19 protein-coding genes are annotated in these 16,694 nt (G+C 28.0%); 11 read left to right on the top strand and 8 right to left on the bottom strand.

Annotated features, from left to right (window positions below):
* Nucleotides 1-144: 144 nt before the first annotated feature.
* From AACQ14_RS15270 to AACQ14_RS15230, 9 genes are all read left to right on the top strand, one after another.
* On the top strand, nucleotides 145-591 hold the full coding sequence (locus AACQ14_RS15270) for a signal peptidase II (protein WP_339364449.1): 447 nt from the start codon (nucleotides 145-147) through the stop codon (nucleotides 589-591).
* 119 nt (nucleotides 592-710) lie between these two features.
* The gene (locus AACQ14_RS15265; protein WP_339364448.1) at nucleotides 711-2,402 is read left to right on the top strand and encodes an alpha/beta hydrolase family protein; all 1,692 of its coding nucleotides are present in this window, start codon (nucleotides 711-713) and stop codon (nucleotides 2,400-2,402) included.
* Nucleotides 2,403-2,504: 102 nt separating this feature from the next.
* The gene (locus AACQ14_RS15260; RefSeq protein WP_339364447.1) at nucleotides 2,505-2,705 is read left to right on the top strand and encodes a hypothetical protein; all 201 of its coding nucleotides are present in this window, start codon (nucleotides 2,505-2,507) and stop codon (nucleotides 2,703-2,705) included.
* 25 nt (nucleotides 2,706-2,730) lie between these two features.
* The gene (locus tag AACQ14_RS15255) at nucleotides 2,731-2,859 is read left to right on the top strand and encodes a hypothetical protein (protein ID WP_339364446.1); all 129 of its coding nucleotides are present in this window, start codon (nucleotides 2,731-2,733) and stop codon (nucleotides 2,857-2,859) included.
* A 56-nt stretch (nucleotides 2,860-2,915) separates the two neighbouring features.
* Nucleotides 2,916-4,328, top strand: coding sequence for a group II intron reverse transcriptase/maturase (ltrA, locus tag AACQ14_RS15250; protein ID WP_339364445.1), 1,413 nt, complete (start codon nucleotides 2,916-2,918; stop codon nucleotides 4,326-4,328).
* Nucleotides 4,329-4,564: 236 nt separating this feature from the next.
* Nucleotides 4,565-5,032 (top strand): DUF2975 domain-containing protein, encoded by a 468-nt coding sequence (locus AACQ14_RS15245; RefSeq protein ID WP_339364444.1) that lies wholly within the window; start codon nucleotides 4,565-4,567, stop codon nucleotides 5,030-5,032.
* A gap of 28 nt (nucleotides 5,033-5,060) precedes the next feature.
* Entirely contained in the window at nucleotides 5,061-5,276 is a 216-nt protein-coding gene (locus AACQ14_RS15240; protein ID WP_339364443.1) for a helix-turn-helix domain-containing protein, read from the top strand.
* A gap of 52 nt (nucleotides 5,277-5,328) precedes the next feature.
* Nucleotides 5,329-6,801, top strand: a complete 1,473-nt coding sequence (locus AACQ14_RS15235; RefSeq protein WP_339364442.1) for a DUF4153 domain-containing protein — start codon at nucleotides 5,329-5,331, stop codon at nucleotides 6,799-6,801.
* 79 nt (nucleotides 6,802-6,880) lie between these two features.
* Complete coding sequence (locus AACQ14_RS15230; protein WP_339364441.1) at nucleotides 6,881-8,314, top strand: hypothetical protein; 1,434 nt, start codon at nucleotides 6,881-6,883, stop codon at nucleotides 8,312-8,314.
* A gap of 148 nt (nucleotides 8,315-8,462) precedes the next feature.
* Here AACQ14_RS15230 and AACQ14_RS15225 read toward each other — a convergent pair whose 3' ends face one another.
* A complete protein-coding gene (locus tag AACQ14_RS15225; RefSeq protein WP_339364440.1) occupies nucleotides 8,463-9,572 on the bottom strand; it encodes a coiled-coil domain-containing protein in 1,110 nt (369 codons plus the stop codon).
* Nucleotides 9,573-9,754: 182 nt separating this feature from the next.
* On the opposite strand from AACQ14_RS15225, the gene AACQ14_RS15220 reads away from it, so the two are divergent.
* A complete protein-coding gene (locus AACQ14_RS15220) occupies nucleotides 9,755-9,958 on the top strand; it encodes a hypothetical protein (protein WP_339364439.1) in 204 nt (67 codons plus the stop codon).
* Nucleotides 9,959-10,007: 49 nt separating this feature from the next.
* Here AACQ14_RS15220 and AACQ14_RS15215 read toward each other — a convergent pair whose 3' ends face one another.
* From AACQ14_RS15215 to AACQ14_RS15185, 7 genes are all read right to left on the bottom strand, one after another.
* Nucleotides 10,008-10,853 carry a CPBP family intramembrane glutamic endopeptidase gene (locus tag AACQ14_RS15215; RefSeq protein ID WP_339364438.1) on the bottom strand — a complete coding sequence of 282 codons (846 nt, stop codon included), beginning with the start codon at nucleotides 10,851-10,853 and terminating at the stop codon, nucleotides 10,008-10,010.
* Between the two features lie 65 nt (nucleotides 10,854-10,918).
* Nucleotides 10,919-11,542 carry a hypothetical protein gene (locus AACQ14_RS15210; RefSeq protein WP_339364437.1) on the bottom strand — a complete coding sequence of 208 codons (624 nt, stop codon included), beginning with the start codon at nucleotides 11,540-11,542 and terminating at the stop codon, nucleotides 10,919-10,921.
* A 697-nt stretch (nucleotides 11,543-12,239) separates the two neighbouring features.
* Nucleotides 12,240-13,094: an ABC transporter ATP-binding protein gene (locus AACQ14_RS15205; RefSeq protein ID WP_339364436.1), complete on the bottom strand. Its 855-nt coding sequence runs from the start codon at nucleotides 13,092-13,094 to the stop codon at nucleotides 12,240-12,242.
* Between the two features lie 66 nt (nucleotides 13,095-13,160).
* Nucleotides 13,161-13,529: a GntR family transcriptional regulator gene (locus tag AACQ14_RS15200; protein ID WP_339364435.1), complete on the bottom strand. Its 369-nt coding sequence runs from the start codon at nucleotides 13,527-13,529 to the stop codon at nucleotides 13,161-13,163.
* A gap of 118 nt (nucleotides 13,530-13,647) precedes the next feature.
* A complete protein-coding gene (locus AACQ14_RS15195; RefSeq protein ID WP_339364434.1) occupies nucleotides 13,648-14,451 on the bottom strand; it encodes a metal ABC transporter permease in 804 nt (267 codons plus the stop codon).
* 2 nt (nucleotides 14,452-14,453) lie between these two features.
* A complete protein-coding gene (locus AACQ14_RS15190) occupies nucleotides 14,454-15,146 on the bottom strand; it encodes a metal ABC transporter ATP-binding protein (protein ID WP_339364433.1) in 693 nt (230 codons plus the stop codon).
* A 13-nt stretch (nucleotides 15,147-15,159) separates the two neighbouring features.
* The gene (locus tag AACQ14_RS15185) at nucleotides 15,160-16,056 is read right to left on the bottom strand and encodes a metal ABC transporter solute-binding protein, Zn/Mn family (RefSeq protein ID WP_339364432.1); all 897 of its coding nucleotides are present in this window, start codon (nucleotides 16,054-16,056) and stop codon (nucleotides 15,160-15,162) included.
* Nucleotides 16,057-16,231: 175 nt separating this feature from the next.
* Between AACQ14_RS15185 and AACQ14_RS15180 the strand changes: the two genes are divergently transcribed.
* A complete protein-coding gene (locus tag AACQ14_RS15180) occupies nucleotides 16,232-16,666 on the top strand; it encodes a Fur family transcriptional regulator (RefSeq protein ID WP_339364431.1) in 435 nt (144 codons plus the stop codon).
* Nucleotides 16,667-16,694 lie beyond the last annotated feature (28 nt).

The following is a 16,694-nucleotide window of genomic DNA, read 5'->3' as shown; positions in this document are numbered from 1 at the left end:
TTTTTCCAATTAAATATCTCTTCTTGATTAAAAACATATAAGTATGATAGATAATTAGTGATAAGCCTAAAGTAATATATTCTTTTATGCTTTTCAATATTCATCTTATTTGCTATAATAAACAAATGTGGAAAGGAGGTTATAATGAGATATCTAATTATTACGCCATTATGTTTTTTTATTGATCAGATTTGTAAGATGAAAGCAGTTAATGAAATGGATCATACAACTAGTAAACCAATATTAAATAATAATATATTTTTGAAATTTAATTATAATGAAGGTGCTTTTTTAGGTTTTCTTAAAAATAAAAAAAGTTTTTTGTTAGTAGTTAATATTGTTTCCGTGTTAGTATTATTAGGTCTTAGTATAAGTTATGCTTTTATAAAGGGTAATAGTATTTTAAGGATAGGATTAGCTTTTTTAACAGGTGGAGCATTAAGTAATGTATTTGACAGAATACGGATTAAAAAAGTTATAGACTACTTTTCATTTAAATGGAAACCAGATTTGATTTTCAACTTAGCTGATATGTTCGTTTTCATAGGTTGCATTTTATTAATTATAAGTGAAGTGAAAACTAGTTCATAAATATTAACTATTTTATAATTTGAAAATACAAAAATTAATTGCAGAAAATATTATTAGATATTAAATAATTTACTAGATGAGACAGAAATATTGATAAACAATGAGGAGAAATAAATTTTATGAATAAGGTTAAGAGTTTTATTAGTGTAATTGTAGTTGTTATATTATTCCAGAGTTTATTACTAGCTGGTTGTAGCAACAAGGATAAAGATAATAATACAAATAATAACGATACTAATCAGATAAAACAGGAAAGTAATAATGATAAGGTTGACAATGAAACCCAGAATATAATTCAAGATAAAGAAATTGAAATTTCCGAATATAACTTGGGTCAAAGTGAGATTAAACAGAATTCAGGTATAATTATGCCTTATGATATGGTAGGTACTATTGCCGCACCAAAAGAAGGAGATAATTATCCTGTTGTATTTATAATGCATGGTAATCATATGATAGAAGACTATAATAAAGATAGATATGATCTGGGATTTAAATATCTCCTAGAAGCACTAGCAAAGAAAGGGTTTGTTGCTATTGCTTTTAATATTAATGCACAGTATCAATTAGAATTTGGTGAACCTATAGCACATGAGAGATTGATTACTATTTTTAATGAGCACTTTGGCAAACTAGAATCAGCAATAAAAGGTGAGAGCAATGATTTCGGTATACAATTGAAGAATAAAGGGGATTTATCCAAGATTGGTATGATAGGTCATTCAAGAGGTGGCGGAAGCTTGGATGCCATAATTAATGACCAAAAGGATAAAGGCAATAATAATGTTTTTGGTATTATTAAAGTAGCCCCATCAAATTTAATATTAATAGAAAATAATAATCCAGATATTCCAACAGGTATAATATTACCTCAATATGATGGAGATGTATCTTTTCAGGATGGACAATCAACTTTTGATGAATTAAAGGGAAATCCGTTAAGAAAATCTTTTGCTTCTGTAGTATTTTTAAAAGGAGCAGGTCATAATTTATTTAACGATAATGTTAAACAGGATGATAGAGAAAATAATAGAAATCTAACAGATGATGATAGAAAGATATTTTTAACAAGAGAACAACAAAAACAGTTTTTAATAGATTATTCTGTAGATTTTCTTAATAAAGCATTAGGCAAAGAAGTTGATACCAATTTATTTGATGCTAGTAAGCCTACAACTAATACAGCATATGGTTTACAAGCGAAAACTTCTTTAATTACAGGAAATAGAACAGAGATATTATTAGCCGACAGTGAAGACAAGGTTAATAAGAATGAATTTGGTGGCAATAATAAATCTGAGGATTTGGAAGTAAAATATTTGATTGAAAGTTATATTCCAAACAATGACCAACTATTAAACTTTGATCATCCGACTAAATATGAAAAGTATGGAGTATTTAGAATTAATTATACTAATAAAAATGCAAAATTTACAATGGAAATACCTAAGGATAAGCAAGATATAAGTAACTATGAAGCTTTATCTTTATATTTAGCTTTATATCCAGGTAGTGATTTGAATAAAGCAAGAGAAAACCAAGCATTATCTATTGTTATTAGGGATAGTAATGGTAAAGAAGCTAAAGTTATTCTGGATGACAAAACTGCAGCATTAGAATTTCCAGAAGGAAAATCTGTAACTAATGAATTTACTACTTTCTGGTCTTTAAAGACTCCTTTGTCAGAAGCAAGGATTCCTTTTAAAGAATTCAAAGATATTAACTTTAGCGATATATCTAGTATAACACTCCAATTCGATCAAAAAGAAAGTGGAAGCATATTGTTAAGAGATATATCATTAATGAAATAAATACAAGGATTGTAAGGTTGATATATTAATTATATAAACCTATAAGTGCATATTTTGAAATAAAAACAGTGGATTAGTAACTTGATTCACTGTTTTTTATTGGTGTGCCCAGCATGGGCACAATCTAATGGGTTAGAGTCCCTAACGCGAACTAGTAGTGGTAAGCGTATAGCCAATGACAAGGGTGTCCTTGGTGACAAGAAATCTGAAGGAAGTCGGAGAGCAAATCTCTGGTCTGACGAACAGAAATCATATCAGGCAGTTGCTATGGATAAGGCTGCCAAACAAGTCAAATTCCAATAACTACTCGGAGATAGTAACTGTATATATGGCAGATATATGGAGAGGAAGATTGTGTTCTTACCAGGGGAGATCTTACGGACATAAGACAAACGATATAACATTCGTAGTTATGGTTGAAACAAGATTTACCGTAAGAAGTCAGCAGAAATCATAGTACTTTAACAGTTGCAAATGTTAGAGGAAGGATGGAACTTTAGGAGAGATGAGTAAATGAAAGTAACTAATCATGGAGCTAAAAACAGAAAACTTCATAAGAAAGACTATCTACAAATGGTATCGACGGAATCGAAAGAGTATGTAGAAGTGTTGATTCATGAGAAGATTGCTGAAAACAACCATCTTATCACAGATTTTCAAGACGCGGAATTGCTAGAGAAGATTTTAGAACGAAATAACCTAAATAAGGCATATAAGAAAGTGAAATCAAATAAAGGTAGTGGAGGAATTGATAAGATGAGCGTAGATGAACTTCTAACGTTTCTTAAAGATAACAAAACAGCCTTAATCAAGCAAATAAGAGAAGGTAAATATAAGCCTAATCCAGTCCGTAGAGTAGAAATACCAAAAGAAGAAAAGGGTAAAGTAAGAAAACTAGGAATACCAACAGTAGTAGATAGAGTAATACAACAAGCAATAACAGGGGTATTATCACCAATCTATGAAAAGCAGTTTTCAGAAAACAGCTATGGATTCAGACCTAATAAAAGTGCTCATGGAGCACTAAAGAAATGCTGTAAAAATGTAGATGAGGGATACACATACGTGGTAGACATGGACTTAGAGAAATTTTTTGACATGGTATGCCAAAGTAAACTAATTGAAATATTATCAAGAACAATAAAAGATAATAAGATAATATCGCTTATACATAAATATCTAAATGCAGGAGTAATAAATAATGGAATGTTTGAGAAAACAGAAAAAGGAGTACCACAAGGTGGACCACTCAGTCCATTACTAAGTAATATAATGCTAAATGAGTTGGATAAAGAATTAACTAAAAGAGGGCATCGATACGTAAGATATGCAGATGACCTAATGATATTTTGTAAAAGTAAACGAGGAGCTACGAGAGTACTAAAATCGATAATAGTATTTATAGAAAAGAAGCTATTCTTGAAAGTAAATACAGATAAAACAGTAGTGGCACATGTGAGCAAAGTAAAATTTTTAGGATATACATTTTATAGATACAAAGGAAAGTGTAGGTTAAGAGTACACAAGAAAAGCATAAATAAAATGAAACAAAGACTCAAAGAACTGACAAAGAAAAGTAATGGTTGGGGAAATGAGTACAGAATCCTAAAATTAAAACAATATATAATTGGTTGGTTGAATTACTATAGACTAGCAGATATGAAAGGAATCCTCAAAAGAACAGATGAATGGTTAAGGAGAAGAATCCGAGCAATCTACTGGAAACAATGGAAGAGAGTAAAAACTAGATATAGAATGATAAGAAAATATAACTTACCCTTATGGAAAGTACATGAAATGGCTAATTGTAGGAAAGGGACATGGCGTTCAACAATGATGCTAAATAGTGTGCTTACAAACAAAGAAATAGTAAATCTAGGTTATATGACCATGACTCACTATTACTTGAAAATATGTGAAAACTAGAGAACCGCCGTATACTGAACGGTACGTACGGTGGTGTGAGAGGTCGGAATATCAATTAATGATATTCCTCCTACTCGATAGAGTTTTTAACTTACCAATTACCTTTTTCCTTTTTAAATATCGATTATTAGAAAAAATATATCGAAAAACAATAAAAAAATATTGAATTACATATAAAGTTGTGATAATATTATTTCTGACTGGGAATATTATATATAAATTGGAGGAATATTATTATGAAATTTATTAACAGCAAAACATTGTCTACTTTTTTGAATTTCTTTATGGTAGTTATGTTGGGATTTACTATTATTACGCTGATAGGATTACCTTGGATAATAAGACGATATATGAGTTTTATATGCTCTGAATCATTTCCACAATTTGATTATTACTCAATCTTAGCTATTTTATATGTAGCTGGTATTTTTGCGGCGGTAATTCTTAATGCTCTTAGAAAGATATTTTCTACATGTAAATTGGATAATCCATTTATCCACGATAATGTTAAAAATCTTAGAGTAATAAGTTTGGCTTCTTGTATCATCGGAATAACATTTATATTCAAAACATTTATAATTAATTCTTTAATGACCATAGTAGTTATTTTTATATTTATAGTTGCATCCTTATTTGCTTTGATTCTTTCAGAGGTTTTTGAAAAAGCGGTTAAGTACAAAGAAGACAGTGATTATACCATATGATAATAATTGTTAAGAAAGGAAAGATGTAATGGGAATCATAGTTAATTTAGATGTAATGATGGCTAAGAGGAAAATAGGTCTGTCAGAACTTGCTACAAAAGTTGGAATAACTAATGCTAATTTATCTATTTTAAAAAATAATAAAGCAAAAGCTATAAGATTCAGTACGTTAGAGGCTATTTGCAGAGAGTTGGATTGTCAGCCGGGAGATTTATTAGAATATCTAGATGAGGGAAAAAAGTGAAATATCAATTATTTTAATAGTAAATGATATTTGAATTTGGAGGTAAATAAAAATGCTAAAAATTAATCATGTCAAGATATTAGGGATTCTTAGTATTATACTAGGGGTGTTATTTGTAATATTCTTTTATGAACAAAAAATAGGTATTTCATATACTATTTATACTATAGTATTAGTTGCATATCATTATTTTGCTTTGCGTACTAAAAAAGAATTCAGGAGCAAAGTTTATTTTGGCGGAATAATATATATTGTTCTATTATCAACAATATATCTAAGAAGTGATTTTCTCTTATTTAGAGCACTTAATTTTATAGCTGTTCCTGTATTGTTATGCGTGAATCTTATGTTATGTTTAGATGTAGATATTAAACTTATAGCAGGTAATACCTTGGGAATAATATTTGTTCCTATTAGTAAAATGCACAAATTGTTTATTGAGTTATTCAGTAACAGAAGAAAGGAAAGTAATAATAAAAATTCTCAAGTACTTGTAAAAGTATTATTGGGAATTACTATATCCATACCTGCATTATTTATAATAATAAATCTTTTAACTTCGGCAGATGTAGTTTTTGCAGATAAACTTTCCCATATCTTAAGTGGTTTAGAAGATGTTTTAAAAGCTGATATGGTAATAAAGATTTTATTAGCTATCATTGTTTCAACATATATTTTCGGGCAGATATATTATCTTTATGACAATAAAAACAGAAAAAGCGTTGTTATACCAGAAGAAAAGGAATCTAGTACTAGCTTTAAAGGATTTGATAGAATAATTACAATAACTTTCATGGCAATACTGGATATTGTTTATCTAGCATTCACTATGATTCAGTTTGTATATTTATTTGGTGGTAATAATAATTTGCCTGTTGGATATACTTATGCAGAATATGCCAGGGAAGGATTTTTTCAGTTGGTATTTTTGAGTGTTATAAATATCGTACTTATTTTTATAATTAATAAATTGTATCTAGGGATAAAAATCAATGAAGATATTTCTAATGAAAATCATAATTATAGAAAAGATATTATTGTTGATAGTTTGCTGTCTATAATGGTCATATGTACTTTTGTCTTGATTATATCATCTATATACAGATTAGGCTTATATGAAGAGGCATATGGTTATACAAGACTTAGATTATTAGTGTATTTATTCATAGCATTTGAAACTGTAATAATGATATTAGTTGCGATTAATATATGGTACAAAAAATTACCTATAATTAGAATAGGAATAATTGTTTCATTGGCAAGTTACTTAATCATAAACTTTATTAACATTGATGGAATAGTTGCAAGAGAGAATATAAATCGATATGTTGCAATAGGAAAAATTGACTTTCAGTATTTAGTTGATTTATCAACAGATGCTGCAGGTGAAATGTCACGATTGAAAAATATTGATAAGAAAATGTATAGTGAATATAGTGAATATTTAAATACGTATGAACTGGAAAATACACAGTGGCAATCTTTTAATTTATCACAATATAATGCAAAAAAATTAATAGAGTAAATTTCTATCTCTTGCAATTAGTGTTTTACTCCATTATAATTGGATTTGAGGAGTAATTGTAAGGGGGGAAGGTATTAAGGTGAAATATTTAATATGGTTATGGATTTTAGTGATAGTGATACTCACAGGATGTTCAAATAAAACAGATGTATCTACAGATGTTATCAAATCCGTTAATAATGATAATATTACTTGTGACCGCCAACAGGATAATGAAGAAATAGACTTAAACAAAGACCAACAAGATGATGACAGTATTAGTGATGAAATGAATATTTTTATAGGTGATTGGAAAGTTAAAGCGATTTTTCAAGAAGATTTTTTCATTACAGAGGAATTATCATGTCAAGATAATGGTATAGGTATCTACAAAGACCATATGATAATCTATGCTAGTGAAGTAAATGATTATATTATTTGTAAATATGATATTATAGAAGTTAATGACATTTCTATGCTTATTAGAATAACAAAAAGAGAAACTCTGACAGGAAGAAAAAGAAAAGATAATACAAAACTATTCTTGTCATTAGATGGTGAAAACAGTGACATAATGAAATGCACTTTTACATATGAAACAGCCGAAGGTAATTATAATAATACATATATATATCAGAAAGACCAGCAAGGGATTTTAAGTAATTATTATCTAAGTAAACAAAATAGTAATACTAGTATAGATGATGCTGCATTGGATTCTATTTCTAATAAAATTAAAAATGAGTGGTTTAAGGATTATGATGATGTTAGAGAAAATGAATTCTTGAGATTTAATGATTATAGTGGTATAAAATCTTACGATATTAAAGATGGTTCTATACTATCTAAACATTATGATCTTAAGGGTAATCTTTCGTGGAAATCAGGAGAAGAGACTTATAGAATTAATTCAATCACAGATGATACAGTGGTTTTGGAAGTAGTAAGTGAACAGGGGAAACAGAGTAATATTATAGGATTATATTACTTATTACAATTACAAGGGAAAAAAGCAGTAATAAAAAAATATGATTATCTTAGTAATAACATGTATCAATTTCATAATGAAAAAGTGGTAAAAGATTCTTTGGAATCAGTACTTACTTTAGTTAGTAATAAGAATAATTTATATACTTATGATGAAGAGCAGGTAGAGTTTTTCAATAAGGTAATTGGAAAATGGGGAACTATGAAGGATAAAATATATGATGAGTATATTTATAATCTTATAATTGACAACTATTGCATAGATTTTTACGAATATGCCACAGGATTTATGGAAGCTATAAATTATAAAGTCCTAGATATAAACGTGGATAAAAAAGAAGTCCTTATAGGTGCCATTCAATATTCATGGTGGGATGAAGTTGATAGTGAGACAAAATATGTAGATAATACTATTAGAATAAATCTTAATGAGGAAGGTACCAAATTGACCTTTAATATACAACATAATACTAATGATGAAGGTATTTTCTTTGATATGGGCAAGGATTATATTGGTGAAGTGCAATTCGAAAAAATTTTAGACTGATCATAACTGATTTTAAATAAAAGGGCCAAGGTAGCCCAGTAAGATAGACTACTCTGTTTAGCGCTAAGCGAAGACATGGATGGCGTAAGCGCAGACCTTTTAAACAGGCTTCTATCTTACGGGCTGATTACCTTAGAAGAATTAATAATTAAATCTCAGATTCTTTGATATCTTTTAACAAAGTAGCCATTTCAGATTCGATTTGTGCTGATTCAGCTTCTAGTTTAGCTATCTTGACATCATAAGATTCGACTCTTTTTAGATACATACTGACTAAATCTTGATTTTTGGTTTCGTTGGCTTTATCTAGTTTTTGATTTAGAGCTTCTCTTTTAGCATTAGCTTTATCAATTTGTTTTTGGATTTTTTTATATTTTTCAAGTAGTTCAGCGTATTTTTGCATTTTGCTATTAATATCATTCAAGTCAGAGGTTTTCTTATCCATTAATTTCATGAAATCTTTACCGAATTTATCACTCATTTCATCTGTATTAATAGAATCTTTTAGCTCATTTAATTTATCAATATCCTTATTGATCTTTTTAGTATATGATAAAATCGTATTCATTAAATCAGAAGATGATATAATATCATCAGGTGAATTCTCTATAAGCATGTCTCTTAGCTTTTTCATTTTATCACTGATTTTATTTGTATAATCAAACATATCAGTTACTTTTGTAAAAGTGCTATAAGTCTTAAAATCCCCAGATTCAATATTACCTATCTTATTACTTATATAATTGTCCAATTGTTGTTTTGAGCCATCTACAAAATAATCTTTTGTGGCATTTGCAATCTTAGAGAAAAGCTCTCTAAAAGATTCTTTATCTAATGAGCATTCCATATCACTGTCCAAAAAACATTTTTCAATTTTATGAATCATTTTATTACATTCATCACCTACAGCTTTTTGAAAAGCTGAGTCTAATTTATCTAAATATGCTGTGCGTTTATTCTCTGGAGCATTTTCCATGATTTTGTTGTATACTTCAGCGTATTTCTTGCCATATTCTTTGATAATATCATTAGTAGTATAAATTTCATTGGAATTATTAGTTTCCATATTATCAGAAATGGTATCAAACACACCTTCATCAAAATATTTATTTACAGCATCTTCAGATATATCAATAGTTGCACTAATGTTATTTTCATCAATTTTCTCAGCTGCATATTTCTTATTTATTAAATGTATGTTTTTAAGTGGGTCAGCAATGATATTATTTGTTCGTAAGTCGTTATAGTTGATTCTCAATTAAATTTCCCCCTTATTAGTTTGATTCTTACTATAAAAATTATAATTTAATTAAAAATTACCTATACTATATATCGGTATAATTTTAAAATAATTAATTAATTTTTTAAGGTAATTATTACAACTTAATTTAGGAATAATAGATGACTATATAAGAGAAAATAATTATAAGGAGGGATAAGATGGGTAAAATTAAAAGAAGAGATTTCAGACATTATCATACCAAAATTATAACAAGGAATATTCTTGGAAATTCATTTAATTATGAAATAGGTACAATGCTACCTGAAAAATTTATTGAATCCAATAGAGATATAGAAGAGGAATATTTGGATGCAAGTGATATAATAAAAAATGACCTTAATGGTACAAAATATTTGGATTAGTAATAAAGGGGCTGTTGGATGTATTATCTGACAGCCCCAAGTAAATTGATTAATATTGATTGTCTCCAACAGGTATTAGGTATACAACCATAGTCATGATTACAAATAATAAAGTAGTTAAAATTCCCCCTTCTAAGCCAAACTCTCCACCTGTCAACAGATTATCATGAATTATCCTAACGGGATATACGGAATCCCACAATGTGGAACCACTAACATTAAAACCAAAAAAACCACCTTGAAAAAAATTCCATGTAATGTGATAACCAATAGCCATTAAAATATTTTGTGTTTTCAAGGTCATATAAGTAAACAAAATTCCTATGAGCACAATATTGATAAGTCCAACCACACTAACATTAGGATTAAGTAAATGTAGTGCTGAAAATATCACCGCAGGAATAATGTAAACTACATATTTGTTGTTATATCTGTGAAGGGTATGTACTATGTAGCCTCTAACCAATAATTCTTCATCAATTCCGACTAGGATAAATATTATCAATACATAAATAAGATTAAAAGAAAAAATTGGTTCATCAAAACTGTATGTAAGTGTAGCATTATCAGTTGCAAATAATAATAATGCTATAATTGTAATTGATAATGCACCAAGTACTAAACCTATCAATAGGTGCTTTAAGGATTGTTTGGAAATAATTACTCCAAATTTCCTTGGGGATCTTTTTTCCAGTTTATAGACTAATATAAATGCAATTATTAATGCAACAACGGATAGAGATTTGATAAGAATATATACTGTATAATAATTAGTGAAATCTAGTGGATTGAAGAGTGAAGAAGCTGCTTTCTGAAAGGTAAAATAAAATGCAATAATAAGTGTGATTTTGATACCAGAATAAATCTTGTTATGTTTATTCTTAAAAAGATTCATTAGCATTACCCCTTATATAAAATTTTATTAGACTTTTAAGTAGTTATCTCTATAATAGTTATAAATCAATTATCAAATTTTATCAGTAATTTATTGCAAGCATGTTTTGTGGATATTTTAAAAGTGATAATAATAATAATTAAAGATATAGCATCAATAATTACTATCCACATTAAGTCTATCATATTAAATAAATAATATGTAAAGAAATAAGTTCCTAATAGAAATGCCAATGTTATTACTGAACATACTATTTTCCCAGCAATAGATGTTGTTTTAATGATATAAGGAGCAACAATATTAAAACATAGTAACATCATGAAATAAGTCAGCAATATAACTAGCAGATTGCTGGGACTGGTACTATCCATTATGATTATAAGAAATACAAGGTTAATAAGTATTACTACGCCATTAGTAATATATACAGTGTAATACCAACTATGAATGATTTCACTTATTTCTAGTGGTAAGGAACGTTGCAACAAAAAAGTATTATCAAGATAATCCGTTTGTGGAAAAAAAACACTCATGTATGTATAGAAGTAAGAAAGAGTTATCATTAAGGATATGATATAAACATATGATGAGTCCCTAACCACTAAAGCTATAATATTAAAGAGTGTTACGAATAATAGGATATATATAATCCCTGTATTTTTAAGATTAGATAATATTAATTTCTTCATTTCTAATGTCCCTTTCCGCTAATCATTAAAATCTCTTTTATTAACCACAATCAATGATATTAAATAGAACAATGGAATTAGTAATATTCCTGTGTATATGTATATGTTTATATAATGACTACAAAAAATATGATTAACATTTATAATTGATGATAAATAAAAACTAATGAAATATACTATATATATTAAAGGTTTGAATAATTTTGTTGCAAAAAATATCATTAGATATAATGAACCTGTAACTCCGATTGTATATAATATAATAAAAAACAATAGTAGAAAATAATTCCAAACCATAGGAGCCCCACTGATTAGGATAGTTATTAAGCAAAATAAAAATATGTTGGTTAAAACTATAAGCATATATATTATTAGTTTTAGGTAATGACTTGTAACATATTCTTTTCTGCTAATAGGAAAGCTGAGTGTAAATATACTATAGCTGCTAGAGTTATATTGTTTGGGAGCTATAAAGGGTGTTCCTGTCAAGAAAAAAGTAGTTATAAATAAAAATAATGTGATTGGTATAGTTGGCAGATCTATAAAATCAGTATTTGAAATATATTTATGTGTATAGATTATAGAAATTACTGCAACATATATTAACATTAATATTTGTATAATTAAATAAAATTTATTTTGAAAAGTGTATTTAAAGTTACTTTTTATCAAATGAAACATAGCAAAATCATCCCTTTTACTTCTTTATATGGAACACCATAATATCTTCAAGGTTAGCATTATCAATAATAATTGAGTCTTGATATGATTCTATTAACTCTCTAGAATGAGTTGTCAAGGCCTCAAAACCATATCTATTCTTGTTAATTCCTATTAAATGATCTTTATTAATCATTGATAATAATTCCCTATTACCTTTAACGATTTTATAGCTGTCATTAATAATATCTGTTGATTTTGAGAAAACTATTTTGCCTTTATTAATAAAAGTGATGTAATCAGCTATCTTATCTAAATCGGATGTTATGTGAGTAGAAAAGAATATGCTTTTGTTTTCGTCTTGAATAAGTTCATAAAGAATATCCAATAATTCTCTTCTAAAAATAGGGTCAAGACCTCCAGTAGGTTCATCCATTATTAACAAATCAGCATTGTGAGATAAAGCAATAGCAATGGCAAATTTAGTTTTCATACCTTTTGATAGTTTACGTATTCTCTTATTAGGATTTAATTCAAATCTTTTCAAGTATGAGTTAAATAAATCATGGTTCCATTCTTTGTAGAAAGAAGATATAATCTTCTCATTACTTTTTATAGTAAGATTATCGAAGAAACAACAATCATCATAGACAAATCCTATTTTTGATTTGATTTCTTTGTCATGTTTTGTGTTATTCATACCAAATATATTTATCTCACCAGATTCTTTTTGAATTAAATTCATAATTAATTTTATGGTGGTACTTTTTCCGGCTCCATTAGGTCCAATAAAACCTGTAATGAAACCTTTCTTAATATCTATGTTAATGTTATCAAGTTTGAAATCAGGATAACTCTTAGTTACATTTTTAATTTCGATTATATTTTCCATATTAAATGCCTCCAAGTATATTAGAGTAGTATAAGCAGATTATATCATATAAACCAAGTTTTTACATTACTCGTATAGTAACTTGATTATTTCAATCAATTCATCAATACTTAACCCAAGCATTTTGCTTTCATCTATTATTTTACTTAGTTTATTCTCAATCATTTGCATCTTTTTTTCTCGTATCAGATCTTTATTTTTAAGTGCAACATAGAATCCTTTTCCTCTAACTGATTCAACAAAGCCTTCTTTTTCTAATTCTTCATAAGCACGTTTGGTTGTTATAACACTAATCTGAAGTTCTTTTGCTAGTTTTCGTATAGATGGAAGAGGCTCTGTTTCTTTTAAATCACCAGTAATAATATATTTTTTTAATTGATTAGTAATCTGTAGATAGATTGGATCCGAACTAGAGTTTGATATGATTATATTCAAAATTTAACCTCCTATCCGTTAATACCGTGCATATTACATATATACACAATAAACATATATATATCATTTGTCAAGAATAATTTATCATTAAATCAAAAAAACTAACCTGAAATGAATGCTATTTCTTTGGATTGATTAGTGCAGTAATAAAATAAGCTATACTTGATAATATTATAATAGTTGCACCAGAAGGTATGTTGAAATAATAAGAGAAGACCAGACCCAAGAAGCATAAAATAATCCCCACTATTGAAGATAATATTATTATAATGTTAAAATTATATGTAATCAATTTAGATATTGCTGGTGGAACTGTTAATAGAGTTATTACTAATATGATACCAACTACTTTTATTAAAATAACTATACTTAAAGCTATGAGAATAAATAGAAAGTATTCTAAAAAAGTAGTATTAACCCCTTTGCTACTTAGAAAGACTTCATCAAATAAATAACTTTTTATATAATTAAATAATGCAAATGAACTTATAAGAATAAAAAGAGTCAAAATAACCATAAGATAAATATCCTTTACCGAAACGGTTAATATATCTCCAAATAAATAAGTAGTCATATCTGGTGGGTAACCAGGTGTAAGAGATATGAATAGTATCCCAAGTGCCATACCTAATGACCAAAGCATACCTATAATTGTATCGGAAGCAGTATTAGTCCTTCTTTTTATACTGACAATAGCAATTGCTGATATTATTGCAAACAAAAGTCCTCCTATTATAGGTTCAAACCCTAATAGAAAACCAAGACCAATACCTCCAAAAGACGCATGAGCAATCCCGCCACTCATCATCACTAATTTTTTTTCCACAACAATTGTTCCGATTATTCCACATACAATACTAGCTAAGATAATACTTATGATAGCATTTTGCATGAAACCATATTTACATATTGCTTCTAACATAACTACTTTCCTTTCGTATAAAATAAATTTTGAAAATGCCAGGGATCTATTGTTTCGTCGTTGTCATGAACATGCATTGTTTTATTAAGACATGCAAATTTTTTTACATTATGTTTTATCATACCAATATCGTGACTAACCATTATTATGGTCATTTCTTTATTCAATGTAGTCAAGATATTGTAGATTTCCTCTTTTGCGTCTGTATCTAGACTAGCTGTTGGTTCATCAAGTAATAAAATATCTGGATTGGTTACTAATGCTCTTGCTAGTAATACTTTTTGCAATTGACCACCAGATAGTTGATTGATTCTCTTATTCGCCAGATAATTGATTTTTAACTTATCTATTGCAAATTCAACTTTATTTCTATCATTTTGTTTATAACGGTAAAACAACTTATAATCTGAAGGAAGAGTACCACTCAATATCACATCAAATACTGTTATAGGAAAATCCCTGTTGAATGTTGAGAATTGAGGAACGTAACCTATAATTACATTTGGCTCTATCGCTATTTTACCTTTATCAGGAGTGATATCACCTATTATGGATTTTAGAAGAGTAGTTTTACCACTTCCATTAGGTCCGATTATTCCAATATAATCGTTTTTATTAACTTTTAAATTGATATTATCCAGTGCTAGATAATTATTATAGTAAACTGATAAATTTTTTATTTCTAATAATGCCATATTAGTCACCTTTTTAATATGAAGATACAAAAGTATCAACAATTTTTTTGTAGTTATCAATATATTCTTTTGATAAAATATCCAGAGAAATTACTTTCCCATTGATTTCATCTGCAATGACAGTTGCTTGTTTGCTATCAAATTCTTGTTGATAGAATACTACTTTTATATCATGTTCTTTTGCAAAATTAATCACGTTAGTCATAGTTTCAATAGTTGCAGTTTTACCATCTTCTTCAATGACCATCATATTCAAACCGTAGTCGTTAGCTAAATAGCCAAGTGAAGGATGATATATGATGAAATTATCTATATTAGAGTTTTTCAATGTTTCTTCTATATAAATATCCAATTTTTCTAGTTCGGCAATATATTTTTCTGCATTGTCAACATAGTAATCTTTATTCTCAGGGTCAATATCAGAAAGAGAATCCCTTATTGTATCAATCATGACCATTACTCTTTTTGGTGACATCCATATATGTGGGTCTATTACTTTACTAGTTTCTTCTTCCTCATGTTCAGTAGTTTCATCATGTTCATGTGAATGACTATCCAAATAAAGAATAGGGTATTCTTTTTCAGAAGCATCCTTAAGAGAGATGACTTCTGTATTAGTACTTACTACTTTGGGTAATATATTTTTTTCAGCAGCTACTCCAATGGTAAAATATAAGTCAGCATCACTAATATGTTCTAATTCTTTTGGTGAAGGTTGATAGTTTGCAGGACTAAAACCTGGGGGTATAACGGTAGTGACAGTGCCTTTATCACCAAGTACAGCATTAACAAATGCTTCTTCTGGTCCAATGGATACTGCTATATTAATTTTATTTTTATTTACAGATTTAACAGAACATCCAGATAATATTAATATGATGGATGCTAGTAATAATAAACTTCTTTTCATATGAATCCTCCTATATAATCCTAAATGCAAACAATTTGCATTTAAATTATACTATTTAATTATAGTATTGACAAGTACATTTTTATTAAAAAATTAATTTTATTAGTTTAAAAAGTATTTGTATATGTTATAATAAATTAACGACAAGTAATCTTCTTAGAATAAAGGTGTTTATATGGATTTTAATAAAGTTATTGAGCTATTAAAAAATAGTGGTTATAAATTGACCAATCAGAGAAAGATTATAATAGAAGCTCTTTATCATAGTGATAAACCAATATCTATGGAAGAATGGTTATTGTTAACTAAGGATAAGAATCCAGGCATTAATCTATCAACTATCTATAGAAATATTGATGTATTAGAGGATTTGGGGCTACTGGAAAAAATTAGACCCAAAGATGGTAGCATTAAGTATACTCTTAATTTAATGGAACATCATTCCCATTTTCTCATTTGTAAAAGATGTGGTAAAGCAGAAGCAATAGAATGTTGTCTTAGTAAAGAATTCAAAAAAATTATTGAGGATAAAGAATTTGATTTGATTGAACATAACTTAGAATTATATGGATACTGTAAAGAGTGTCATACTGAATTGGATAAAAAATAATAGTGGGGCTGTCGGCTAATACATTTTT

This window comes from Vallitalea maricola (assembly GCF_036985595.1).
Lineage (GTDB): Bacteria > Bacillota > Clostridia > Lachnospirales > Vallitaleaceae > Vallitalea > Vallitalea maricola.
The sequence above is the reverse complement of the archived record's forward strand: the minus strand, read 5'-3'. Positions and strand labels throughout refer to the sequence as shown.

What these genes read in the sequence shown, in the direction of transcription:
- AACQ14_RS15235 (WP_339364442.1), top strand. Translation starts at nt 5,329, where the DNA reads ATGCTAAAAATTAATCATGTCAAGATATTAGGGATTCTTAGTATTATA.
- AACQ14_RS15245 (WP_339364444.1), top strand. Translation starts at nt 4,565, where the DNA reads ATGAAATTTATTAACAGCAAAACATTGTCTACTTTTTTGAATTTCTTT.
- AACQ14_RS15240 (WP_339364443.1), top strand. Translation starts at nt 5,061, where the DNA reads ATGGGAATCATAGTTAATTTAGATGTAATGATGGCTAAGAGGAAAATA.
- ltrA (WP_339364445.1), top strand. Translation starts at nt 2,916, where the DNA reads ATGAAAGTAACTAATCATGGAGCTAAAAACAGAAAACTTCATAAGAAA.
- AACQ14_RS15195 (WP_339364434.1), bottom strand. Translation starts at nt 14,451, where the DNA reads ATGTTAGAAGCAATATGTAAATATGGTTTCATGCAAAATGCTATCATA.
- AACQ14_RS15255 (WP_339364446.1), top strand. Translation starts at nt 2,731, where the DNA reads ATGGCAGATATATGGAGAGGAAGATTGTGTTCTTACCAGGGGAGATCT.
- AACQ14_RS15220 (WP_339364439.1), top strand. Translation starts at nt 9,755, where the DNA reads ATGGGTAAAATTAAAAGAAGAGATTTCAGACATTATCATACCAAAATT.
- AACQ14_RS15270 (WP_339364449.1), top strand. Translation starts at nt 145, where the DNA reads ATGAGATATCTAATTATTACGCCATTATGTTTTTTTATTGATCAGATT.
- AACQ14_RS15215 (WP_339364438.1), bottom strand. Translation starts at nt 10,853, where the DNA reads ATGAATCTTTTTAAGAATAAACATAACAAGATTTATTCTGGTATCAAA.
- AACQ14_RS15190 (WP_339364433.1), bottom strand. Translation starts at nt 15,146, where the DNA reads ATGGCATTATTAGAAATAAAAAATTTATCAGTTTACTATAATAATTAT.
- AACQ14_RS15185 (WP_339364432.1), bottom strand. Translation starts at nt 16,056, where the DNA reads ATGAAAAGAAGTTTATTATTACTAGCATCCATCATATTAATATTATCT.
- AACQ14_RS15265 (WP_339364448.1), top strand. Translation starts at nt 711, where the DNA reads ATGAATAAGGTTAAGAGTTTTATTAGTGTAATTGTAGTTGTTATATTA.
- AACQ14_RS15180 (WP_339364431.1), top strand. Translation starts at nt 16,232, where the DNA reads ATGGATTTTAATAAAGTTATTGAGCTATTAAAAAATAGTGGTTATAAA.
- AACQ14_RS15205 (WP_339364436.1), bottom strand. Translation starts at nt 13,094, where the DNA reads ATGGAAAATATAATCGAAATTAAAAATGTAACTAAGAGTTATCCTGAT.
- AACQ14_RS15210 (WP_339364437.1), bottom strand. Translation starts at nt 11,542, where the DNA reads ATGAAGAAATTAATATTATCTAATCTTAAAAATACAGGGATTATATAT.